The organism is Pseudoalteromonas sp. 0303 (assembly GCF_013349995.1).
In the GTDB taxonomy this organism is placed as follows: domain Bacteria; phylum Pseudomonadota; class Gammaproteobacteria; order Enterobacterales; family Alteromonadaceae; genus Pseudoalteromonas.
This window is the reverse complement of the sequence record NZ_JABVXF010000001.1, coordinates 129,786-152,034: the sequence shown is the minus strand read 5'-3', so window position 1 is coordinate 152,034 and position 22,249 is coordinate 129,786. Positions and strand designations below refer to the sequence as shown.

The window sequence follows — 22,249 nt, the reverse complement described above, 5'->3', positions numbered from 1 at the left end:
AGGAGTAGTAAATGGCGTTTGCGCAATGGGCAGCATTGCCTTGGGTAAAATCTGAAAAAGATAAAATTCAATGGGGACAACTTACCGGTAGCGGGCTTAGCATCGCAATCGCAGAAGGTGTAAAACAACACAATGAGCTGGTTGTGATTGTCACCCCAGATACGCCAAGCGCCCTACGCCTTGAAACTGAACTCGAATTTCTGTTGCCTGAAAACCCAGTCATGGTCTTCCCTGACTGGGAAACACTCCCTTATGATCATTTTTCGCCGCATCAAGATATTATTTCAGCGCGCTTAGCCACGTTAAATACCTTAAAAAAAGAACAACAAAGCGTATTAATCGTGCCAGTGTCTACCTTGATGCTGCGTACTGCCCCTGCTTCGTTTATTTATGGTTCAACCCTTAACTTTAAAGTGGGCGATACCCTAGATACCCACACACTGCGTGAAAACTTAGAACAAGCGGGCTATTTACATGTACAACAAGTGATGGAGCACGGTGAATACGCGATTCGCGGCTCTATCGTTGACTTATACCCTATGGGTAGCCCACACCCATTCCGTTTAGACTTTTTTGATGATGAGCTCGACAGCATTCGCTTATTTGATGTTGAAAGCCAGCGCTCAGATGAAAAGGTCGACAAAATTGAGTTACTGCCAGCCCACGAATTCCCAACTAACGACTCAGACATTGAGCGTTTTCGTATCAACTATCGTGAACAATTTGGCGCAAGCTCTGAACAAGACTCAATTTATATGCAGGTGACTAAAGGAACCTGGCCTGCGGGTATCGAATATTACATGCCACTGTTTTTTGATGAATTGGCAACTATCTTCGATTACTTACCAAGTAATACAACCTTTATGCAATTTGGCGATATTGAGCATGCTGCTGATCAGTTTTGGCATGATGTGAATGTACGCTATGAAAACCGCCGTGTTGATCCGCTCAGACCTTTACTTGAACCTGTAAAACTGTATCAAAGCGTTAATGAGCTATTTGGTGAATTTGCTAAATACGCGCGCATTCGTTTATCGCAAGCAAAATTAGGCACCAAAGCGGGTCACACCAACCTTGCTAGTAAAGAGCTGCCAAATGTTCGTATTGATCATAAGTTACATGAACCGTACCAAGGTTTAATTGACTATGTGGCCAGTGAGAAAAAACAAAAAGGCCGCGTGCTGCTCTCGGTTGAATCGGATGGCCGCCGTGAATCATTACTCACTTTATTAAAGCCAAGTGGTTTAAAGCTTAAAGAATTTGAATCGTTTAGCGATTTTACCAATAGTTCGAGTGATGTTGGCCTAATCGTTTCGCCACTTGAGCAAAGTGTGGTGCTAGACGGTAAGCCGCGTTTAACCATTATCACAGAGCAAGAGTTATTAGGCATTAAGGTTTCGCAACGTCGACGCCGTAAACATAAATACGAAGCCAGCCAAGACGCGCTTATTCGTAACCTTGCTGAGCTACGTGAAGGTCAACCGATTGTGCACCTTGATCACGGTGTAGGACGCTATCAAGGCCTTGAAACCATTGATGCAGCCGGTGTGATCACTGAATTTGTTACAATCATCTACGCTAACGAGGCAAAGCTATACGTGCCCGTTTCTGCATTACATATGCTCAGCCGCTATTCTGGTGGCGAAGAGGCCTCTGCCCCGCTCCATAAATTGGGCTCCGATGCGTGGGAAAAAGCCAAGAAACGTGCCGCTGAAAAAGTCCGTGATGTGGCTGCTGAACTCTTAGATATTTACGCTAAACGCCAAGCAAAGCCTGGCAATAAATTTAAGCTTGATGGCAGTGCTTATCGTCAATTTAGCGACAGCTTCCCATTTGAAGAAACTGACGATCAACGCAACGCCATTGAGTCTGTACTCGGTGATATGCAAAGCAAGCAAGCGATGGACCGTTTAGTATGTGGTGACGTTGGCTTTGGTAAAACCGAAGTGGCAATGCGCGCAGCCTTTGTGGCAGTGAATGATAACAAGCAAGTTGCGGTACTTGTACCAACCACACTGCTTGCACAGCAGCATTATGAAAACTTTAAAGACCGTTTTGCCGATTTACCAATTGAGGTGGGTGTTTTATCGCGCTTTAACTCAACCAAAGAACAAAAAGACACCCTAGATAAAATGGCTGAGGGTAAATTAGATATCGTGATTGGTACTCACAAGCTTATTCAACAAGATATTCAATTTAAAGATTTGGGCTTATTGATTGTTGACGAAGAGCACCGTTTTGGGGTGCGTCAAAAAGAAAAAATCAAAGCATTACGTGCCGATGTCGATATTTTAACGCTTACAGCAACCCCTATCCCACGTACATTAAACATGGCAATGAGTGGCATGCGCGACTTATCAATCATAGCCACACCGCCTGCAAAACGTTTAGCGGTTAAAACCTTTGTTAGACAAAGAGATGCTGAACTAATTCGCGAAGCAATTCTGCGTGAGATTAAACGCGGTGGTCAGGTGTATTTCTTACATAATAATGTTGAAACCATAGACCGAGTTGCTGAAGAAATCAGTGAATGGGTACCTGAAGCCAGCGTAACAACGGCACATGGTCAAATGCGAGAGCGCGAGCTTGAGCAAATTATGAGTGATTTTTATCACCAAAAATATAACGTGATTGTGTGTACCACTATTATCGAAACCGGTATCGATGTACCGACTGCCAACACCATTATTATGGATAGAGCAGATAAGCTGGGTCTGGCACAACTGCATCAGTTGCGTGGTCGTGTAGGCCGAAGCCATCACCAAGCCTATGCCTACCTACTGACTGGTAACCCTAAATCACTGAGTAAAGATGCGGTTAAACGCCTTGAAGCGATTGAATCACTGGAAGACCTTGGTGCAGGTTTTGCGCTCGCAACCCATGACTTAGAAATTCGTGGTGCCGGTGAGCTGCTTGGTGACGACCAATCTGGTCAAATGCAAACCATTGGTTTTAGTTTGTATATGGAAATGCTTGAGCAAGCGGTTAACTCCCTCAAAGAAGGTAAAGAGCCAACCCTTGAGAGCTTATTAGGTCAGCAAACTGAGGTAGACTTAAAGCTGCCAGCGTTATTACCTGATGATTATATTCATGATGTAAACGTACGTTTAGGTATCTATAAACGCATTGCAAGCTGTGCTAACCTCAATGATATGGACGAGTTACAGGTAGAGCTGATTGACCGTTTTGGTCTACTGCCTGACGCCACAAAAAACTTATTCAGTTTGCAGCAATTAAAATTGCAAGCAAGTAATATTGGCATTAAGAAGATTGAAGCAAACCCGAAAGGCGGTTATTTTGAGTTTAGCCAGCATACAAAGGTTAACCCTAGCTTCATTATAGGTTTGATACAAAGTGCACCGCAGGTGTATAAAATGGATGGCGCAAACAAACTGCGCTTTGCAATTAGCGAAGCCAACGCTCGCGAACGCTTAAAAATGGTCACTGCAATGATTGCAGATTTCGAAAAAAAGGTTAGCCATTAATGTTGTTTAGAAATAGTTTACTACTGCTTTGTTGCTTATTTACAAGCTCATCATTTGCAACACGTTGGTTCGAAATTGAAGTTCTTATTTATAAACAGCGCCCTGCTCCCTACTTACAGGAAGATTTCAGTTTAAAACACGATGAAATCAAGGCTAAGCGTAGCAAAGATGTATTATCTCCTGCATTCACAGAGCAGGCAAAACAGGCTTGTATTGAAGGCGATAGCCGCTTTCGCTCAGATTCGTTCACAGACTCTTTAGTCAATACCAACCCTCACTCAAACGTGTGTGATGACAGTGTTGATTTTTTAGCAAGCTATAATCAACTGCCTGTGACACCCGTTGTTCAGCCCCGTGAAGACACTGACGAAATTTATTTAATGGCGCCAGAACAATTACAGTTTGTTGAACAAAAAAATCAGCTAGATAGAAAAGGCTTAACCCCTATTTTGCATACCGGCTGGCGTTTTCCTGAAATGAGTGAAAGAAGAGCACCGAGTATCCGCCTATTTGCCGGTGAACACTTAGCAAAACACGCAAGTCCTGTAGAAGAAAACAACGATTTTATTAGTTTAGTCGGACCTACTGAGCGCTATATTCCCGACCAACTGCAAAATGTGCCAGAGTGGGAATTAGACGGTTTAATGAAGATTTATGTTCGTCACTACCTATTTATTAACGCAGATTTTGATATTAGTCAGCGCTTAGAAACAGGTGATTACGAAAAAGCTCGTTTTTCACAATTCAAACGTGTGATCAGTAACGAGATACATTATTTTGATCACCCACGTATGGGGATGATCGTGCAAATAAGACGCTACAACCATTAATGGATACAATTATGAAAAAATATATGGCAATTGCAGCAGCGGCTGCGGTACTTACTTTAGCAGGTTGCTCAAAAGTAAATTTAGAGAACTACGAAAAAATTGAGATTGGCATGGATAAAACTGAGGTTGAAGCTATTTTAGGTTCAGCGGATAAGTGTGAAGAAAAGACACTACACACTAACTGTATCTGGGGTAACAAAGATAAAAACATCGAAATTACCTTAGTATCAGACAAAGTATCGCTTTACAGCAAAACAGGTTTAGACGCTAAATAAACCGAAATGGGTGGCCAAGGCCACCCTTTCATCTTTCATCTTTCAGAATGTCAGTTTGTGAGTAAATACGCTCAATATTGACAATTTTGCTGCGATTTAACGTAATCTTGTAGCGCTGATACAAAGTTTCATCTTCGCTTTGTGTAAACACTAATACCACATTTAACTGATAACGCCTCTCTACGGCTTTCTTAGAAATTTTATTGCTATCTAGATGATAGAGCTTACCTTCGCCTCGTTTTAAATAGCGAGCAAACGGTGCCAAGCTAAATTGCATGGTTTGTTGCAAGGTGTCGTAGCCAGGTAAAAACTCTTTCGCGTAAACTTGTGTGTCGCTCGAAAAATGCAACCATTGAGCGGCTTGTTTATTTTGATGGCGGCGCTTCGAAAAAATCTTCCTGACCACTTTAGGCAGGCGTTTAAAGTTTGTATATTCAAGCCAAATGTATTGGCTTGCAATTTTGTCTTTAGTTATGCTGTTTTTAAATTGAAAGCGCCATTTAGGTCGCCCTCGTACGATAGCTCGCCAGATCACCCGTGTTATGTCTTCTTTAAATATTTCACGAAGACCATAAATAACACCCAAGATCAAAATCAACGTCGCTGTTACTTCGGTAAAGTTTGAGCGAGCATTTAACACAACCAACATCACAAAGGCCATGATCACAGCAGTCACCGTGCCCTTTACCATGCGTTTTAAATAACTGTTTAAGTGACGCGTGCTACGTGTAAGCACCACTCCATGCTCAATCAAACGTTGTAATAGGCGCATTTTGTTGGTGATACGGTTGGCATCTTCAAGTGTCGATTGCGAGTTATATTCTTGCTCTTCACGGTAACTGTTTTCATTTTTGCAAAACTCTAATAGCTCACTGCGCTCTTTTGCAAAATCACTACTGCGCGGTCCTTCATCCAGTAGTTTTAAAAATGACTGCTCTACATGCCAGCTTAAGTAGTTATCAGCGTTTTTATAAAATGGCAGTAGCTTTTCGTCATCTGGGGTATAGCGTCTTAGTTTTTTCAACAAGCCTTTGGTTTGCTCGCACAACTCAATGGCTGCAGGGTAAAACTCTTCAGCTTCTTGGTGCTTTAGGGTGTCTTTAATATCGGCATTAAGCGCGAGTCGAACTTGATAACAATATAGGTTTAAGTTTTGACGATAATCTTGCTGTTCACCTTTGTTTTTACTAACAAAGCGGCTTCTAACTAAAGGTAAGTGAATGTTGTTGGCGTTATACGCAAGGTGCGATTTAAAATTGTTGTTAAAGAATGATTCTTCGCTAAGTGTTTGTGGATTAACACTCATTTCATTCGGAATGGAGAAATACAGGTCGAGTCGTTGCTCTGTGCGTGGTTTAAGCTCAGGCTCAATAATAAAAGATAAGTTTTCGTCTTGTTTAAGCAATATCACCTCGTTTGTTAAAAGTACCTCTATAGTTTACGCGTTGATAAGCTTTCAGACAATAAAAAAGGCCCAGTAAAAACTGGGCCTTAGTAATCATTTCAAACTAGATTAGAACTTGATGTTCATACCAGCGAAGAAACGACGACCTAGTACATCGTATGTGTACGGGTCAGTGTTTGAGTCATTGTTACCTGAGTAGTAAGGTGCTTGCTTATCGAATAAGTTGTTAACACCTGCAGAGAATGACACTGTGTCGTTCAGGATGTATGAACCGCTGATGTCGTGGTATACAACAGTACCAACGCTTGGTACTAGACACTCGCTGTCGTCAGCAAGACATGCGTAGCTGTCTAGGCCGTCGATCATACGTGCTTGGTATTGTGCATCCCAGTTGTCGCCAGACGCGTTAAGAGTGAAGTTAGACTTAACTTTCGCGTAGCTACCGATACCTGAAGTTACAAGACCTGTGTAATCGATTGTGCTTGTGCCTGAATCAACGATGTACTCATCAAGGATTGTTACATCAAGACCTGTGCGCCAGTTAAGACCTGCAGCTTCAAATGCATACTTGAAGTTTACGTCGTAACCTTTAGTAGATTCATTACCAATGTTTTGTAATTGGTTGTTGAAGCTAATGCGACCAGTGCTTTGGTTGAAGTTGATTGCAGAAGACTGACATAGTGCAGTATCTTGGTTCTTGTATGCGCCTGTAGAAGCATCAAGACAGTTTTCAACGATGTACTGGTTGTTTACGCTTGAAATTGAGTTTTCAATTTCGATTTCGTAGTAGTCAACAGTCATTGAGAAACCGTCGAACCATTCTGGAGCGTATACGAAACCAGCAGTTACTGTATCAGCAAGCTCTGGCGTTAATTGATCGTTACCACCAACAGTTACTTCAGCTTGGTCTTGTGCACCAGGGAAGTTAACTTGTTCGAATGAAGGTGATTTACCTTGGTAAAGCTCAGATACTGTAGGAGCACGGAATGCAGTTGAACGAACAGCACGTAGCATTAGTTCGTCGTTTACACGCCAAGTTAGACCTAGTTTCCAAGTCTCATCTGAACCAAATGTGCTGTAATCGAATGCACGAACAGCAGCGCTTAAGTCAACCATTTGAGCAAATGGTGCGTCAGCTAGAAGTGGAACAGCGAATTCAACGTAAGCTTCGTTTACGTCAAAACGACCACCAGTTGGTTCAACACGTGGGTCATTTGCAAGACCTTGTGAAGTTAGTGAATCTGGAACGTACCATGCTTTTTCTTCACGACGCTCGATACCAGCAGCGAAACCAACGTAACCTGCAGGAAGTTCCATTACTTCACCGTTAAGGCCAGCAGAAAGAACTAATAATTGGCTACCACCTGAGTTGTTTTCAGTGTAGTTGTACTGTGCAAGGTTGCTACCTGACCAATCAGCTTGGTTAAGTGGGTTGAAAGTACCCTCTTCGATTGCGTCTTGGATTGAACCCATGTTAAGTAGGTTAGTTGCACGGTCAACTGAGTCGTTACGACCGAATACTACTGAAGTATCCCAGCCCCAACCGTTGTCGAATGCACCGTCAAGGCCGATTACTGCACGAACAGTGTCAACAACTTGCTCATAACCACGAGGACCAACATCAGTCATACGACGACCGTAAGAGATGTCTTCACCGTCAGCTACACCGTGAGAAAGAAGTGAGTCACCCATTGTGTCTGCATCGTAAGTGAAATCAAACCATACTGGCTGTGGAGCCATTTGTTGAGTTGACCAACGCTTAGAGTAAGTGAACTCAGAAACTAAACGCGTTTCATCAGTTACGTCAAAGTGGCCGATACCTGTAAGGTTTAAACGACGCATTGGCGTGTAAAGGTAGCTTGTTGATGAGTAGTTGTAAGCATCACCAGCTGAAGTGAAATCGTGCCACTCGCCGTCTGCTTGACCTTGAAGGTCTGCATTTTCAGCCCAAACGTGGCCGAAAGGCGTGTAAGAAGAACCACCACAGTAGAAGCTACCGTTTTCGTAATCTTCTTCGATTGGACAATCAGAGAAATCACGGTCTGCTTGAGAAGCGTCGCCACGGTCTGTGTATTGTAAACCAATTACAACGTTACCACGGTCAAAGCTTGAACCCATTGTGATATCGAAAGACGTTTCGTCTGCATCGCCTTCACCAGTGATAGCACCGTTAAGGTTCATGTCTAGACCTTCGAAGTCGTCTTTTAAGATGATGTTAACAACACCAGCTACCGCGTCAGTACCGTATACAGCAGATGCGCCGTCTTTTAGTACTTCAACTTGCTTGATCATTGATACTGGGATTGTGTTTAAGTCAACAGTAGATGCTGCGCCAGTACCAGAGTTGATCATACGACGACCATTTACTAGTACTAGAGTACGTTGTGCGCCTAAACCACGTAGGTCAACACGTGCGTTACCGCCTGAACCGTTGTTAACAGCAGGGTTAGTCATCGCACCGCTTGCTGCAGTCATTTTTTGTAGAACGCCATCGATGCTTGATGCACCCATTGCTTTGATGTCATCTGCACCAATTAAAGTTACAGGACTAGACGTCTCCATATCGGTACGCTTAATGCGAGAACCTGTAACTTGAATTTTTTCAATAGACTCTGCTGCATCATCAGCAGCTAAAACTTGCATGCTTGAGAACATTGGGATTGCTGAAACAACAGCTAAACCAAGAATTGATTTTTTCATGTGAAAACCCTACTTGTTGGAAATTTACCTTTAGTTAGGTAGCGCTCGTTATTATTAGAATCACGAGTCAGCGGAGGGCAACTTAGGCTCAGTTAACTGAACGAAAACTGAATGATAGATTAAAGAAAAAACAACCCCAAAATAGCGTATCCATTTTGGGTAATAAGGTTTCACGATGTATCAATGTTAACAGAAAAAAACACCTTTATATCAGCAAGGTAACATTGATAAGTAGCAAAAAAAACACGATTGAAATCAATTGCACGCACTTTGTAATCAAGTGTAACTAAAGCCCAATTAGTGCTACAAATGAAATTTTTACAAGTTGATCACACAACGTTATAAAAACCGTAAAAGCTTGGTAAGACTGCTAACCATAGTTATTCACTTAAATTAACTAAATAGACAAAGTTAGCCCGTTAAACAGTGTATTAGAGGAAGAATTTTTGTTTTTGTTCCGTAAATTTGTAATACCGTATAAAGATACGGCTAATAAAGAACATTAAAGTAGAAAAAGATGACGTAGGAATGACGACAATCACAGCTTTTAAATAATCAAAAACTGTGATCAACAATAATAAGGGAAGATGTTATCGAGTTTGCAGTGAATCGAAATAATAAAGCAAAGTTTGTGGTTGATTGTCACCAGTAGTATAAGTGAGCATCATTTTCCAGGTCATTACAGGCTCAGAGCATGCGCCAACCATAGTATCAGCAACCCAAACTTGCCCTTTCTGATTAAACTGTAGTGGAATAAAACCCATATACATAGTGACACCTTCAAGTTTAGCAGAGAGGTTTTTAGCATCTTTCGGCAGCTTTAGGTTGATTGCAAAAGGCAACTCAGGTCTGACATCTGGGTTGCTCAGCCAAACTTCTGCATTATTAGGGTAATAACAATGACTATTGTTCTCACAACTTGTACTTGTGCTCCCCTCTTCTATACTTTGGCTATCACATGCAGCTAAAAATACACTGAAAAGGAAAACGGGTAAAAAACTAGTTCGCACTCTATTTGCCTGTATAAAATAAAAGCGGATACTAGTGAGCTACCCGCGAAAAGACAACCATGCTAGATGGAATAAGCTAATAAAAATACAATCTCTGACAAAAAATAACCAACAAAGCGCTAAAATTTGATTGATGTCATAATTTTATGCAATTGACCTATCTTTTTAAGGTCAAAAATTTTATCATTTCCATCGCAAAAATAAGGGTTTCTCGAGTTTGTTTTCTGAAGCTAGCACCGCTAAGTTGGCTTTAGGTAACACGCTTGTGAAGTAATAGTAGGCCCCACTTTGAATAAAAGTGGGTAATTCATTTCTAAAACGCATTTATTGCAGCGGAAGCCAGAAAATGAGCCAAACAGTAGCATCACAAACTGAGTACAATTATAAAGTTGTACGCCAATTCGCTATTATGACAGTGATTTGGGGCATCGTTGGCATGAGTGTTGGGGTTCTGATTGCTGCCCAATTAGCTTGGCCAGCACTTAACTTTGATACACCATGGTTAACTTACTCTCGACTACGTCCGTTACACACGAACGCAGTAATTTTCGCATTTGGTACAAGTGCACTTTTTGCGACGTCTTATTACGTCGTACAACGTACATGTCAAACGCGCCTTTTCTCAGATAAACTAGCAGCCTTCACCTTCTGGGGTTGGCAACTTGTTATCGTACTAGCAGCGATTACCTTACCTTTAGGTATCACAAGCTCAAAAGAATACGCAGAACTTGAATGGCCAATCGATATTCTTATCGCCGTTGTTTGGGTAACTTACGCAGTTGTATTTTTTGGTACGTTAATCAAGCGTAAAGTATCGCACATCTATGTTGCGAACTGGTTCTACGCTGGTTTCATCATTACTGTTGCCGTTTTACACATTGTAAACAGCATGGCAATTCCTGTTTCACTAACTAAATCATACTCTATCTACGCAGGTGCTGTAGATGCAATGGTTCAGTGGTGGTACGGTCACAACGCTGTTGGTTTCTTATTAACTGCTGGTTTCTTAGGTATGATGTACTACTTCGTACCAAAACAAGCAGGTCGCCCTGTTTATTCTTACCGTTTATCGGTAGTTCACTTCTGGGCTCTTGTTTCTTTATACATCTGGGCAGGTCCTCACCACCTACACTACACTGCGCTTCCAGACTGGACGCAAAGCTTAGGTATGGTTATGTCAGTTATCCTATTCGTTCCATCTTGGGGTGGTATGATCAACGGTATCATGACGTTATCAGGTGCATGGCATAAACTACGTACTGACCCAGTACTTCGTTTCTTAGTTGTTTCTCTATCTTTCTACGGTATGTCTACGTTCGAAGGCCCAATGATGGCTATTAAGTCAGTTAACGCGCTTTCTCACTACACAGACTGGACTGTAGGTCACGTACACTCAGGTGCACTAGGTTGGGTTGCAATGATTTCTATCGGTGCTATCTATCACCTAATCCCTGCACTATTCTCACAAGGCCGTATGTACAGTGTTAAACTAGTTAACACGCACTTCTGGTTACACACTGTTGGTGTTGTTCTATACATCGTAGCAATGTGGATCTCAGGTGTAATGCAAGGTCTAATGTGGCGTGCAGTAAACTCAGACGGTACGTTAATGTACAGCTTTGTACAGTCATTAGAAGCTTCGTATCCGTTCTATATCATGCGTTTCCTAGGCGGTGTATTCATCGTAACAGGTATGCTAATTATGGCTTACAACGTTTATCGTACTATTGCAGCGAAGAAAGATTCGCTTCAATTAGACGCTGACGCACAATTGGCATAATGGAGTAGCACGATGAGCAATAATAATTCACAAAACAAACACGAAATAGTCGAAAAGAACGTTGGCCTAATGGCTATCTTGACTGTCTTTGCAATCAGCTTTGGTGCGTTAGTTGAGATTACTCCACTAATGTTCCAAGACGATACGACTAAACCTGTTGATGGCTTACGCCCTCTTACAGCGTTAGAAATGGAAGGTCGTGATATCTACGTGCGTGAAGGTTGTTACAACTGTCACTCACAAATGATTCGTCCTTTCCGTGACGAGGTTGAGCGTTACGGTCACTACTCTGTAGCTGGTGAATCAGTATGGGATCACCCATTCCAATGGGGTTCTAAGCGTACTGGTCCTGACCTAGCTCGTGTTGGTGAGCGTTACTCAGACGATTGGCACCATGCTCACTTAATGGACCCACGTGCTGTGGTTCCTGAGTCAAACATGCCAGCGTTTCCTTGGTTAGACGAAAACAGAGTCGATACGACCCATACACTTAAAAAGCTTCAAGTATTCCGTGATAGCTTCGGAATCGACAAAGCAAGCGACCGTTACGACGGTAAAGGTTACGGAAGTGACGAAGAGCTAAAAGCTGACATTGCGAAAATCGAAGCCATGAACAATGGTGAAGGCGCAACTGAAATGCAAGCTCTAATCGCGTACTTACAACAGCTTGGCACACACTTGAAGTAATTATTATGGATTACGGAACATACAGAGGCATTTTGACTCTGGTAATTTTAGTACTGTTTATTGTGATTGTTGTATGGGCATACAGCAAGCGTAGCAAAAGCCGATTTGATAACGCTGCTAATGCCATATTTGAAGATGAAAAAAAACACAACAACACAATCTCTAACGAGGAAAAGGAGTCTGAGAAATGACTAGCTTTTGGAGTATATGGGTTATCGTATTAACCCTAGCGTGTCTTGCTATCATCTTCGGCCTACTTCTGTGGAACTTAAAAAACTACACAGGTGTTAAAGAAGGCGAAAGCTGTGGTCACGAGTTTGACGGCATTGAAGAACTAAACAACCCACTACCTAAATGGTGGACTTACATGTTCTTCGCGACATTCATTTGGTCTGTATACTACCTAGCTGCTTACCCAGGTTTAGGTAACTGGGAAGGTTTAGGTAAATGGACAAGTTCTAACCAAGGTATTACTTCTTTAGCTGAGTCTAAAGAAGCGACTGAACAAGCATTAGCTAACGGTGAGAACGTTCAATTAGACCAAGAATTTATCGCTGCTGATGAGCGTTTTGGCCCAATCTTTGAGTCATTCGCAAAACAAGATATTGAAACACTAGTTAAAGATGAAAAAGCGCTTGAGATTGGTCAACGTTTATTCTCACAAAACTGTGCACAATGTCATGGTTCAGATGCACGTGGTGGTCAAGGCTTCCCTAACCTAACGGATAACGATTGGTTATACGGCGGTACACCAGACAAGATCAAAGAAACACTTCTTTACGGTCGTGTTGCTGCGATGCCACCTTGGGGTGATGCACTTGGCGAGCAAGGCATTAAAGAAATGACTGCTCACGTACTTAGCCTTTCAGGCCGTACTGTTAACCAAAAAGACGCTGCTGCAGGTGCTGCTAAGTTTGCAATGTGTGCTGCGTGTCACGGTGCTGACGGTAAAGGTTCAGTTGCACACAACTTACCATTTGGTGCACCTAACCTAACAGATAACATCTGGTTATACGGTGGTTCTAAACGTGCTGTTGAAGAAACACTAATCAATGGCCGCGCAGGTGTAATGCCAGCATGGAAAGACATTTTAGGTGAAGATAAAGTTCACTTATTAACAGCGTACGTTTACAGCTTATCGCAAGATAAATAACCTCGCGGTTAATAAAATGTATAAACAATTAATCTTTTAATTCAATAGATTAATTAAGATCAAAAAAGCCTCCATCTGGAGGCTTTTTTTTAGTCTTTTGCTTTTAAATCCGATAAAATGCGTACAACGTTTTTAAAGGTATAAGTACTATGAAACCCACTCCTTGGTATAAAAACTTTTGGCCATGGTTTTTAATCTCTTTTCCTCTTGCAGCCATCATCGGATGTGCTGGTCTTATTTATATGGCAATTGGCAACGGCCCAGATATGGTTGTAGATGATTACTATAAAAAAGGCAAAGCAATTAACCTTGAACTCAGCAAATTTAATAAAGCAAAAGCACTTTATTTACATGGCGATTTAAATGTTGCAGGCGACAAAGTAACTTTCACTTTCACCAAGGGTGATGCAAGCAATGTTCATTCTTTAAAAATGTCATTTTATCATCGCACCATTAAAGCCAATGACTTTGATGTAAGCCTAATGAAAAACGCCCATGGCGATTTTACCGCCCTACTCGACACCCATGTTGACGGTGCATACACAGTGTTTATTGAACCAATCGATAACAGTTGGAAACTTAAAGAAGATGTTATTTTGCCAACTGATAAAACGATTTCGATTAGCCCTGAATATAAGTAGTAAACTCTAATGTCCGATAATTGCTTTCATTGTCTTGAAAGTGTGCCAAAAGGCTTTAATGCGACTGTCGAAATAGACGGTAAGGCACAACCTATGTGTTGTATTGGTTGCCAAACGGTTGCTGAGAATATCGTCGCCCAAGGCATGACCGATTACTATAAATTTAGAACTGTGCGCTCTGGTAAAGTTGAACAACTTGTTCCAGAGCAACTCGAGTTGATTAAAAGTTACGATAACGAAGATATTCAAGATGAGTTTATTTCAGCCACTAATGATTTATCAGAAGTACTATTAACAGTTGAAGGCATCACCTGTGCTGCCTGTGCTTGGTTAATCGAAAAACAACTACTTAACTTAAAAGCAATCAAACGTGTTGATGTAAATACTTCAACCAACCGTGCCATGATCCAGTGGGATAAATCGGTTACACCGCTTAGCCAAATTATCACCTCATTACACGAAATCGGCTATAAAGCCTATCCATTTCAAGCAGATCTTGAAGCGAGTCAAAAACAACAAGCCGCAAAAGCCTACATCCGCCGTTTAGGGGTTGCGGGTCTGATGACCATGCAAGTTATGATGTTCGCCTTTGCTATGTATTTTGGCATGTTTTCGGGCATGGAAGAGAACTTCGAGCAGTATTTTCGTTGGATAAGCTTAGTGCTTGCTTCTCCAGTTATTCTTTATAGTGCCCTACCATTCTTAACCAATGCCATTAATGGTTTAAAAGCCAAACAGCTGAATATGGACTTACCCGTCTCATTAGCTATTTTTGGTGCTTATGGGGCAAGCTGTTATGCCACATTAATGTCGGTTGGCGAAGTTTATTTTGAATCTATCTGTATGTTTACCTTCTTATTATTATTAGGTAAATATTTAGAATTTAGAGCTCGTTTAAAAGCCAGTGAATTTACCGCTAACTTGCAAAAGTTACTGCCACTTACAGCTCGTATTATCGATGAGAATAACCAAGAATCGATAATTGCGGCTAAAAAACTAAAACTGGGTGATATTGTATTAATCAAAGCAGGCGAGACAATTCCTGCTGATGGTATTGTTACAAAAGGTCAAACAACCGTTGATGAAGCCATGATGACTGGCGAGCATCAACCCGTTAATAAGTTTGTCAGCCATCAAGTTTACGCAGGAACGATCAACCATGATGGCGTGATCAGTATTGAGATCAACAAAATCGGTCAAAATACCCTGCTTAATCAAATTATTAAGTTACAACACACAGCGTTAACTAAGCGCCCGCGATTAGTTGAGATAACAGATAAAGTAGCGCAGTGGTTTGTTGCCTGTTTATTAGTGTTTGCCTCAATAACAGCAATTGGTTGGTATCAAATAGACCCCGAGCATGCCTTTTGGGTTACTATTTCTGTACTTGTTGCAACCTGCCCTTGTGCGCTTAGCTTAGCAATTCCAACCGCTCTCACGTGCGCTGTAGCCAGCCTTACGAAGCGTGGAATTTTAATTAAACAAGCCCATGTGTTAGAAACGCTACCACAATTAACAGATATCGCGTTTGATAAAACAGGTACCTTAACGCAAGGTCGCTTTACCATTGAACGCGTTGAACTAGTTAACACCCAATACAGTGAAGCTGATGCATTACGCTTAGCAGCGCAACTTGAAAGTTTCTCTGAGCACCCTATTGCTAATGCATTCGCTGGTTTCAACGACACAGTGAACCCTATTGAAAATGTGACTATCGAACCGGGTAAAGGCATTACCGCTTTACTCAATGATCAGCACCTTGCGATAGGTAAAAGCGGTTGGTTTGATACCGAAAAAGCAGATGCTCAAGCAACCTTATATATCGATAAACAAGTCATTGCGCGTTTTTACTTAGCCGACAGCCTACGTAATAACGCAGAAAAATTGATTACTACACTTCATTCGCAACAAATTAAGTGCCATATGTTAACGGGCGATGCCTCTAACAGTGGTGAGCGAATTGCAAAACAGCTCAATTTAGATACCGTGCATGCTGCATGTAGCCCTCGTGACAAACAAACCCATGTCGAAGCACTTGCAAGTAAAGGTGCCATTGTTGCTATGGTGGGTGATGGCGTGAATGACAGCCCAGTATTTGCCAGTGCCCATTTATCTATTGCGATGGAAACCGGCGCTGATATTTCCAAAAATAGTGCCGATGTGGTATTACTCAATAGTGATCTAACAGCCATAGAGCATTTGCTTACTGTCTCGAAAAAGACGCGCCGTATTGTTAAGCAAAACTTGGCATTATCACTTATTTACAATGGTTCGATTTTACCACTGGCAGCCCTTGGGCTCGTTGCTCCTTGGATGGCTGTAATTGGTATGTCTGCAAGCTCCATTTTGGTTATTACCAACTCATTAAGGTTATTAAAACTATGAGTATCATCTACATGCTTATCCCAATTGCCATTTTATTTGTGCTAATTGCCATTGGGGTATTCTTTTGGGCTGTAAAAAGCGAACAATTTTCTGACTTAAACAAACAGGGCCACAGTATCCTGTTCGAAGACGATAAAGAGCAGCACAACAAAAGTAATGATTGATCCGCTGTTTATTAGTGCATTTATAATGGGCTTGTTAGGTAGTGGTCATTGCCTAGCGATGTGTGGTGGCATTGCCAGTAGTTTACAACTTGCCGCCAACAAAAACCGTGCAGTGAGCTTTTCAGTTGCTTATAACCTAGGCCGCGCACTAAGTTACATGCTTGCCGGTGCTCTTGTAGCAGGAATTAGTAGTCGCTTTGCAGCGCAAAATACTTCTATATCGATAGCGTTGTCGTTTTTGAGTGGTATTTTTATGCTCCTTGTTGGGGTTTACATTATGCGTTTAGCGGCAACTCTACAGTGGCTAGAAAAACTTGGCAAAACCCTAGTATGGCAGCATTTAGCTAAACTTAATCGTTATTTATTACCGGTCGATACTACCCCAAAAGCCCTACTCTATGGCGCTTTGTGGGGCTGGTTGCCCTGTGGATTAGTTTATTCAGCGCTAACCTGGGCACTGACTAGCCCATCAGCATCACATGGTGCAGGTGTGATGTTATTTTTCGCGTTAGGCACCTTTCCTGCGATGATAAGCGTAGGACTCGTCAGCCAAAAAATTAACACTATTTTCAACCATGTTTGGACTAGGGTTATTCTAGGCAGCGTAATAATATGGTACGGTATATACTTATTAATTATAGCAACCGATAAGCTAATTCATTAATCTTACTGGTTGTTAACTTATTTGAATGGATTTGATGTATGGACTTCTCACAAAACAAGTCAAAAGGCTTATGCACAATTAGCTGTAATAATTGCAGTATCAGCCAGCTATGTTTGCCATTTTCATTAAACGGTCAAGAAATGGATCGTCTCGATGAAATCATCGAACGTAAGAAACCACTGCATAAAGGTGATTATTTATTTGAGTCTGGCGAAAGCTTAAATGCCATTTATGCGGTACGCTCTGGCTCGTTTAAGTCTTATACTTTGTCTGAACAAGGTGATGAACAAATTACTGGTTTTCATCTAGCTGGTGATTTGGTTGGTTTCGATGCTATTAACAAAATGGCTCATCAAAGCTTCTCACAAGCCCTTGAAACATCAATGGTATGTGAAATTCCATTCGATACTCTAGACGAATTAGCGGGTAAACTACCTAAGCTACGCCAACAAATTATGCGTTTAATGAGTAATGAAATTAACTATGACCAAGAAATGTTATTGTTACTCAATAAAAAGTCAGCTGAAGAGCGTCTAGCCAGTTTTATTTATAATCTTGCAGAGCGTTTTGGTGAACGTGGTTTCTCACGTAAAGAATTCCGTTTAACCATGACACGTGGTGAAATCGGTAATTATTTAGGCCTTACTGTTGAAACAATTAGCCGCCTTTTAAGCCGCTTCCAAAAAGCCGGTTTTATTAAGGTTGAAGGTAAATTTATCACCATTTTGGACCAGCAAGCGCTTGCAGCAACAGCAGCGATTAAATGTAAATAGAGTTTGATTTAACGCAACTTTATATTGTTTGCCCCTTTAACTGTTCTAAATTTAGGTTACACTCAAAGTACTACTTTTTGCGGAACAGTTAAGGAGCAGCACATGGACGCAATTAAACGAATTTTAGCAGTTATAGACCCAACCAAAGAGCAGCAACACAGTTTAAGCCGCTCAATTGATCTAGCCAAAAAATCTGGCGCGACCATCACCGCTTTCCTCAGTATCTACGACTTCTCTTATGAAATGACCACAATGCTTTCTGCTGATGAGCGTGAAGCAATGCGCGAAGCCGTCATAAAAGACCGCCAAGAATGGTTAAATGAACAAATTGCACTTTATCCAGAGCTTACCATTGATAGCTGTGTGGTTTGGCATAACCGCCCTTACGAAGCCATTATCAATACCGTGATCAACGATGGTTTTGACCTTGTTGTCAAAGGCACTCATCAACACGATACACTTAAGTCTGTTATTTTCACCCCAACTGACTGGCACCTCATTCGTAAGTGCCCTGCTCCAGTTTTACTTGTTAAAGAGAAAGAGTGGCCGGCAAAAGGCAATATTTTAGCTGCTGTAAACGCAGTGAGTGAAAATGAACAACACCTTGAACTTAACAAGCGTATTATCAATGACGCTCGTTTCATTTGTGATTTGGCCAACGCAACGCTTAACCTTGTGAATGCCTACCCAGCAACTCCAGTTAATATCGCTATTGAAATCCCTGAATTCAACCCAGGTGTTTATAACGAATCAGTTAAAAAACATCACTTTGAATCAACGCTTTCATTAGCTGAAGGGTTTGATATTGATAAAGCTCATTGCCACATTGAAGAAGGCTTACCAGAAGATGTTATTCCTGATGTGGCTGCACGCCTCAACAGCGAATTAGTAGTGATAGGTACAGTTGGACGTACTGGCTTAAGTGCAGCGCTTGTCGGTAACACAGCAGAGCATGTTATTGATAGCCTTGACTGCGATGTTTTAGCACTAAAACCAGACGGCTATGTGAGCCCACTTGCTAAATAACCTTTTAAATATGCATTAAAAAAGCCCCAGTTTGGGGCTTTTTTCTTTTTATATATTTGTTACATCAATAAATAATGATTCATCAATGTTTGTTGATGAGACCACCGCCTCGCTAAAGTCATAGCTTTCACGATTGCCTTCTCGATCAAGGGGTAAATTTTCAAAATCAAATAAGTTTCTGTCTGCAAGCTGGCTTGGACTAACATTTTGTAAAGACTTAAAGATACTCTCAACACGACCTGGAGTTTTCTTATCCCACTCAGTCAACATGGCTTTGATTGATTGACGCTGTAAGTTTTCTTGTGAGCCACATAAATTACAAGGAATAATTGGGAAGTCTTTGTGCTCAGCGTATTTAATTAAATCTTTTTCACGGCAATATGACAACGGACGGATTACCACGTTACGTTCATCATCAGAGCGCAATTTTGGTGGCATCGCTTTTAGTCGTGAACCATGGAACATATTTAAGAACATTGTCTCAACGATATCATCCATGTGATGACCAAGTGCTAGTTTGGTTGCACCAATTTTTTCTGCAAATGAATAAAGTGTGCCGCGACGAAGTCGTGAACACAGACCACAGGTTGTTTTGCCCTCTGGTACTTTTTCTTTTACTACTGAGTAAGTATCTTTATCAACGATGTAATACGGAATATTTAGCGTTTCAAAGTAATCAGGCAAAATGTGCTCAGGAAAACCAGGTTGCTTCTGATCAAGGTTTACTGCAATCACTTCAAATTTAATCGGCGCTGCTTTTTGTAAATTAAGCAAAATATCTAGCATTGCAAAAGAATCTTTACCACCACTGATACATGCCATAACAACATCACCGTCTTCAATCATGTTGTAATCAGTAATCGCATTACCAACATGCCTTCTTAGACGCTTTTGAAGTTTATTAAATTCAAGAGTTTCTTTTCTAGTATCAGTTTGATTCATTTGCTCTGCTCATACAGGCTTTTGTAAGCCATGTTTCATAGTAAAAAGTCCGGCGTGGATTATACGGACTTTTTAAGCGAGTTGAAATGATTAGCATGGGATAATTAAAGCGCTTCACTCGTAGATATACCACGTAAAGCGAAGCGCTTTGGGAATAGACTCAAAGGTTTATGAATTTATAGGCTGAAAGCTCTAATTTTCTGACCTCTGTAAACTAACTGCTGATTTATTTTACTGTGCATTTGTAACGAGAAGCTGTACAAGCAAGGTCAGGCCAATCATCTCTGCCCCAACAGTATTTATCATTTCTAAGTGGTTTAAGATGCCAAACTACTGGCTTGCCCTTTTTATCTAAGCGAGTTTCATTTTCAAGCTGCACACGGATTAAATTTTTCTCTGCTGAGAGAATATTATAAACGAAGGTTTTTCTCGCTTCAGACGCGGAAATATAGCCCTGCTCATCATAAGAGATTTCTAATGTTTTATTTTTAAACGTTATGGTATGAAAATTAGCTTCACAAACTGGGCTATTTGTTGACTGCCATGAGCCTTGCAACTTAGTTTGCATTTCTTGGTTGATAGGTGAATGACTGCTACAAGCTGAACATAGCAGTAAAATAACAAAAATAGGCGCTGAAGTTTTCATTAAGATGCTTTTAAGTCCCTGAAAAAGTAAGGTTTAGCATATCGAGAATCGTAAAAATGTCCAGCTATACGCTTAATAAAAAACAAAGGGCACATGAGCCCTGTGCCCTTTGTTAACTTTAAGCGCTTTTAGTTTTAGCTTTTTTATTCTTTGCCATTCGTTTAGCACGTTTTATTGCCGACTTTTTCGACGCATTTTTCTGCGCTATTTTTAACACTTTGGCCTCTTTTAATTGCTTTTTAGCTGCTTTCAAGCGCTTTTTAGCATTTTCGGCTAGGTTCTCTGCTTCACTAGCGCACTCTACAGCTGCTTGTGCTTTAAGTGCTGCATCTTTTGCAAGTTCAGTGGTTCTAGCCACTTCTTTTTTACTCTTTTCGAGAATTTTTTCGAGCTTAGCAAGACGCTTCTCAAATACTGACTGTGAATTTTGCATAGTATTCTCCTTTACTGACGTGCAGACATGCGGGTTGGTTCGGTGACAATAAGCGGGTCTAGACGATTCACAATTTCGTGATCTTTTTCTGGGTAATCCAAACAGCTTAAGAAATGACGCATGCAGTTGATTCGCCCGCGCTTTTTATCGTCAGATCGAATTTGTGTCCAAGGTGCATCCTTAGTATGGGTATGAAACATCATGGCATCTTTGGCATCACTATAATCATGCCATTTAGCCAATGATGCCATATCAACTGGGCTTAGCTTCCATTGTTTGAGCGGGTCATTTTGGCGCGATTTAAAGCGTCTAAATTGCTCTTCTCTGCTGACCGAAAACCAATATTTAAATAGCTTAATACCGCTATTCACCAACATACGTTCAAGTTGAGGTGTTTGACGCATAAACTCTAAATATTCGTGATCATCACAAAATCCCATTACCTTCTCAACACCGGCTCGGTTATACCAAGAACGGTCAAATAATATAATTTCACCCTTTGTTGGCAGGTGGTTAATGTAACGCTGAAAGTACCATTGATCACGCTCTCTTGCAGATGGTTTTTCTAAAGCCACTACGTGCGCCCCACGAGGGTTTAAATGCTCCATAAAGCGCTTAATAGTGCCACCTTTACCCGCCGCATCTCGACCTTCAAATAAAATCACAATTTGCTGGTTGGTCTCTTTTACCCAGCCTTGCATTTTTAAAAGCTCGATTTGCAGTTCGTGTTTATGGCGCTCGTATTCAACTACGTCCATTTTGCGTTTATATGGGTATTTACCGTCAGCATTCCACTTTAAGCTTGGGTTTTTAACATTTAGATCAAAAACCACATCCTGCTTCGCATTGGCTTCGGCTAATTTCTGTTGTTTAACTGATACAGGTTCGACATTGACTGTCTGCATAACGACTCCTTTTAAACTATAACTACCTATATTGAGATCTTTATAGTTTTACTTTAAGCCAGTTATTGCTAAGTAATTTGATCTAAATCTATATTTTTAATTCTTGAAAAATCATTTAAAAATAGAAGGTTAGCACTTAATAATTAAGTAAAAATAAGGGTGCTAAAATAAAATTAAACCTTTTATCTATAGCAAGAAACAATCAGTAAAAACGCATATTTTCATACTGTTTTCAGATCTAAAAATACGCTAATTCTTAAATGCACAGCAATACAAATAGTTAGAAAAGATATGAGTTAAAGGGAATAATGTAGATAAAATAAATAGTCAAAGTAACTGCACTGC

20 protein-coding genes are annotated in these 22,249 nt (G+C 41.0%); 13 read left to right on the top strand and 7 right to left on the bottom strand.

Translation table 11 applies throughout. The features are described 5' to 3' along the window. Window positions 1-11 precede the first annotated feature (11 nt). The 3 genes from mfd to HUS62_RS00715 are packed head-to-tail and all read left to right on the top strand — an operon-like array spanning window position 12 to window position 4,590. The gene (gene mfd, locus HUS62_RS00725) at window positions 12-3,485 is read left to right on the top strand and encodes a transcription-repair coupling factor (protein WP_175078217.1); all 3,474 of its coding nucleotides are present in this window, start codon (window positions 12-14) and stop codon (window positions 3,483-3,485) included. Then, window positions 3,485-4,315: a peptidoglycan binding protein CsiV gene (locus tag HUS62_RS00720; protein WP_175078216.1), complete on the top strand. Its 831-nt coding sequence runs from the start codon at window positions 3,485-3,487 to the stop codon at window positions 4,313-4,315. Before mfd ends, HUS62_RS00720 begins: the two co-directional genes overlap by 1 nt. 11 nt (window positions 4,316-4,326) lie before the next feature. Continuing rightward, the gene (locus HUS62_RS00715) at window positions 4,327-4,590 is read left to right on the top strand and encodes a hypothetical protein (protein ID WP_062565372.1); all 264 of its coding nucleotides are present in this window, start codon (window positions 4,327-4,329) and stop codon (window positions 4,588-4,590) included. 28 nt (window positions 4,591-4,618) lie between these two features. Here the strand turns inward: HUS62_RS00715 and HUS62_RS00710 are convergent, their stop codons facing one another. The 3 genes from HUS62_RS00710 to HUS62_RS00700 form a co-directional block, all read right to left on the bottom strand. Then, window positions 4,619-5,995 carry a hypothetical protein gene (locus HUS62_RS00710; RefSeq protein ID WP_175078215.1) on the bottom strand — a complete coding sequence of 459 codons (1,377 nt, stop codon included), beginning with the start codon at window positions 5,993-5,995 and terminating at the stop codon, window positions 4,619-4,621. Between the two features lie 108 nt (window positions 5,996-6,103). Continuing rightward, the gene (locus tag HUS62_RS00705) at window positions 6,104-8,695 is read right to left on the bottom strand and encodes a TonB-dependent siderophore receptor (protein WP_175078214.1); all 2,592 of its coding nucleotides are present in this window, start codon (window positions 8,693-8,695) and stop codon (window positions 6,104-6,106) included. 590 nt (window positions 8,696-9,285) lie between these two features. Then, window positions 9,286-9,705, bottom strand: coding sequence for a hypothetical protein (locus tag HUS62_RS00700; protein ID WP_175078213.1), 420 nt, complete (start codon window positions 9,703-9,705; stop codon window positions 9,286-9,288). 346 nt (window positions 9,706-10,051) lie between these two features. On the opposite strand from HUS62_RS00700, the gene ccoN reads away from it, so the two are divergent. From ccoN to uspE, 10 genes are all read left to right on the top strand, one after another. Next, the gene (gene ccoN, locus HUS62_RS00695; RefSeq protein ID WP_036967883.1) at window positions 10,052-11,485 is read left to right on the top strand and encodes a cytochrome-c oxidase, cbb3-type subunit I; all 1,434 of its coding nucleotides are present in this window, start codon (window positions 10,052-10,054) and stop codon (window positions 11,483-11,485) included. A 12-nt stretch (window positions 11,486-11,497) separates the two neighbouring features. Continuing rightward, window positions 11,498-12,172, top strand: coding sequence for a cytochrome-c oxidase, cbb3-type subunit II (gene ccoO, locus HUS62_RS00690; RefSeq protein WP_054561332.1), 675 nt, complete (start codon window positions 11,498-11,500; stop codon window positions 12,170-12,172). Window positions 12,173-12,177: 5 nt separating this feature from the next. Further along, a complete protein-coding gene (locus HUS62_RS00685) occupies window positions 12,178-12,363 on the top strand; it encodes a cbb3-type cytochrome c oxidase subunit 3 (protein ID WP_054561331.1) in 186 nt (61 codons plus the stop codon). Further along, the gene (gene ccoP / locus HUS62_RS00680) at window positions 12,360-13,325 is read left to right on the top strand and encodes a cytochrome-c oxidase, cbb3-type subunit III (RefSeq protein WP_054561330.1); all 966 of its coding nucleotides are present in this window, start codon (window positions 12,360-12,362) and stop codon (window positions 13,323-13,325) included. Before HUS62_RS00685 ends, ccoP begins: the two co-directional genes overlap by 4 nt. 149 nt (window positions 13,326-13,474) lie before the next feature. After that, window positions 13,475-13,966, top strand: a complete 492-nt coding sequence (locus tag HUS62_RS00675; RefSeq protein ID WP_054561329.1) for a FixH family protein — start codon at window positions 13,475-13,477, stop codon at window positions 13,964-13,966. A 9-nt stretch (window positions 13,967-13,975) separates the two neighbouring features. Continuing rightward, window positions 13,976-16,351 (top strand): heavy metal translocating P-type ATPase, encoded by a 2,376-nt coding sequence (locus tag HUS62_RS00670; RefSeq protein ID WP_175078212.1) that lies wholly within the window; start codon window positions 13,976-13,978, stop codon window positions 16,349-16,351. Further along, complete coding sequence (gene ccoS / locus HUS62_RS00665; protein ID WP_054553052.1) at window positions 16,348-16,515, top strand: cbb3-type cytochrome oxidase assembly protein CcoS; 168 nt, start codon at window positions 16,348-16,350, stop codon at window positions 16,513-16,515. The genes HUS62_RS00670 and ccoS overlap by 4 nt, the downstream gene beginning before the upstream one ends. After that, window positions 16,508-17,179, top strand: coding sequence for a sulfite exporter TauE/SafE family protein (locus HUS62_RS00660; RefSeq protein ID WP_054561327.1), 672 nt, complete (start codon window positions 16,508-16,510; stop codon window positions 17,177-17,179). Before ccoS ends, HUS62_RS00660 begins: the two co-directional genes overlap by 8 nt. Window positions 17,180-17,217: 38 nt before the next feature. Then, window positions 17,218-17,952: an FNR family transcription factor gene (locus HUS62_RS00655; RefSeq protein ID WP_054553050.1), complete on the top strand. Its 735-nt coding sequence runs from the start codon at window positions 17,218-17,220 to the stop codon at window positions 17,950-17,952. A gap of 102 nt (window positions 17,953-18,054) precedes the next feature. Beyond that, window positions 18,055-18,978: a universal stress protein UspE gene (gene uspE / locus HUS62_RS00650; protein WP_058584855.1), complete on the top strand. Its 924-nt coding sequence runs from the start codon at window positions 18,055-18,057 to the stop codon at window positions 18,976-18,978. Between the two features lie 48 nt (window positions 18,979-19,026). Here uspE and ttcA read toward each other — a convergent pair whose 3' ends face one another. The 4 genes from ttcA to ppk2 form a co-directional block, all read right to left on the bottom strand. After that, complete coding sequence (ttcA, locus tag HUS62_RS00645) at window positions 19,027-19,920, bottom strand: tRNA 2-thiocytidine(32) synthetase TtcA (RefSeq protein ID WP_054561325.1); 894 nt, start codon at window positions 19,918-19,920, stop codon at window positions 19,027-19,029. A 226-nt stretch (window positions 19,921-20,146) separates the two neighbouring features. After that, window positions 20,147-20,566, bottom strand: coding sequence for a hypothetical protein (locus tag HUS62_RS00640; RefSeq protein ID WP_055021044.1), 420 nt, complete (start codon window positions 20,564-20,566; stop codon window positions 20,147-20,149). A 118-nt stretch (window positions 20,567-20,684) separates the two neighbouring features. Continuing rightward, entirely contained in the window at window positions 20,685-20,999 is a 315-nt protein-coding gene (locus HUS62_RS00635; protein ID WP_175078211.1) for a hypothetical protein, read from the bottom strand. A gap of 11 nt (window positions 21,000-21,010) precedes the next feature. After that, on the bottom strand, window positions 21,011-21,904 hold the full coding sequence (gene ppk2 / locus HUS62_RS00630; protein WP_082665603.1) for a polyphosphate kinase 2: 894 nt from the start codon (window positions 21,902-21,904) through the stop codon (window positions 21,011-21,013). Between the last annotated feature and the right edge of the window lie 345 nt (window positions 21,905-22,249).

Bases quoted from the DNA above. Each gene is read 5' to 3' on its own strand.
- HUS62_RS00655 (WP_054553050.1), top strand. From the start codon at position 17,218: ATGGACTTCTCACAAAACAAGTCAAAAGGCTTATGCACAATTAGCTGT.
- HUS62_RS00720 (WP_175078216.1), top strand. From the start codon at position 3,485: ATGTTGTTTAGAAATAGTTTACTACTGCTTTGTTGCTTATTTACAAGC.
- HUS62_RS00685 (WP_054561331.1), top strand. From the start codon at position 12,178: ATGGATTACGGAACATACAGAGGCATTTTGACTCTGGTAATTTTAGTA.
- ccoN (WP_036967883.1), top strand. From the start codon at position 10,052: ATGAGCCAAACAGTAGCATCACAAACTGAGTACAATTATAAAGTTGTA.
- HUS62_RS00670 (WP_175078212.1), top strand. From the start codon at position 13,976: ATGTCCGATAATTGCTTTCATTGTCTTGAAAGTGTGCCAAAAGGCTTT.
- ttcA (WP_054561325.1), bottom strand. From the start codon at position 19,920: ATGAATCAAACTGATACTAGAAAAGAAACTCTTGAATTTAATAAACTT.
- uspE (WP_058584855.1), top strand. From the start codon at position 18,055: ATGGACGCAATTAAACGAATTTTAGCAGTTATAGACCCAACCAAAGAG.
- HUS62_RS00640 (WP_055021044.1), bottom strand. From the start codon at position 20,566: ATGAAAACTTCAGCGCCTATTTTTGTTATTTTACTGCTATGTTCAGCT.
- HUS62_RS00715 (WP_062565372.1), top strand. From the start codon at position 4,327: ATGAAAAAATATATGGCAATTGCAGCAGCGGCTGCGGTACTTACTTTA.
- HUS62_RS00635 (WP_175078211.1), bottom strand. From the start codon at position 20,999: ATGCAAAATTCACAGTCAGTATTTGAGAAGCGTCTTGCTAAGCTCGAA.
- HUS62_RS00675 (WP_054561329.1), top strand. From the start codon at position 13,475: ATGAAACCCACTCCTTGGTATAAAAACTTTTGGCCATGGTTTTTAATC.
- HUS62_RS00705 (WP_175078214.1), bottom strand. From the start codon at position 8,695: ATGAAAAAATCAATTCTTGGTTTAGCTGTTGTTTCAGCAATCCCAATG.
- HUS62_RS00660 (WP_054561327.1), top strand. From the start codon at position 16,508: ATGATTGATCCGCTGTTTATTAGTGCATTTATAATGGGCTTGTTAGGT.
- ccoO (WP_054561332.1), top strand. From the start codon at position 11,498: ATGAGCAATAATAATTCACAAAACAAACACGAAATAGTCGAAAAGAAC.
- ccoS (WP_054553052.1), top strand. From the start codon at position 16,348: ATGAGTATCATCTACATGCTTATCCCAATTGCCATTTTATTTGTGCTA.
- ccoP (WP_054561330.1), top strand. From the start codon at position 12,360: ATGACTAGCTTTTGGAGTATATGGGTTATCGTATTAACCCTAGCGTGT.
- ppk2 (WP_082665603.1), bottom strand. From the start codon at position 21,904: ATGCAGACAGTCAATGTCGAACCTGTATCAGTTAAACAACAGAAATTA.
- mfd (WP_175078217.1), top strand. From the start codon at position 12: ATGGCGTTTGCGCAATGGGCAGCATTGCCTTGGGTAAAATCTGAAAAA.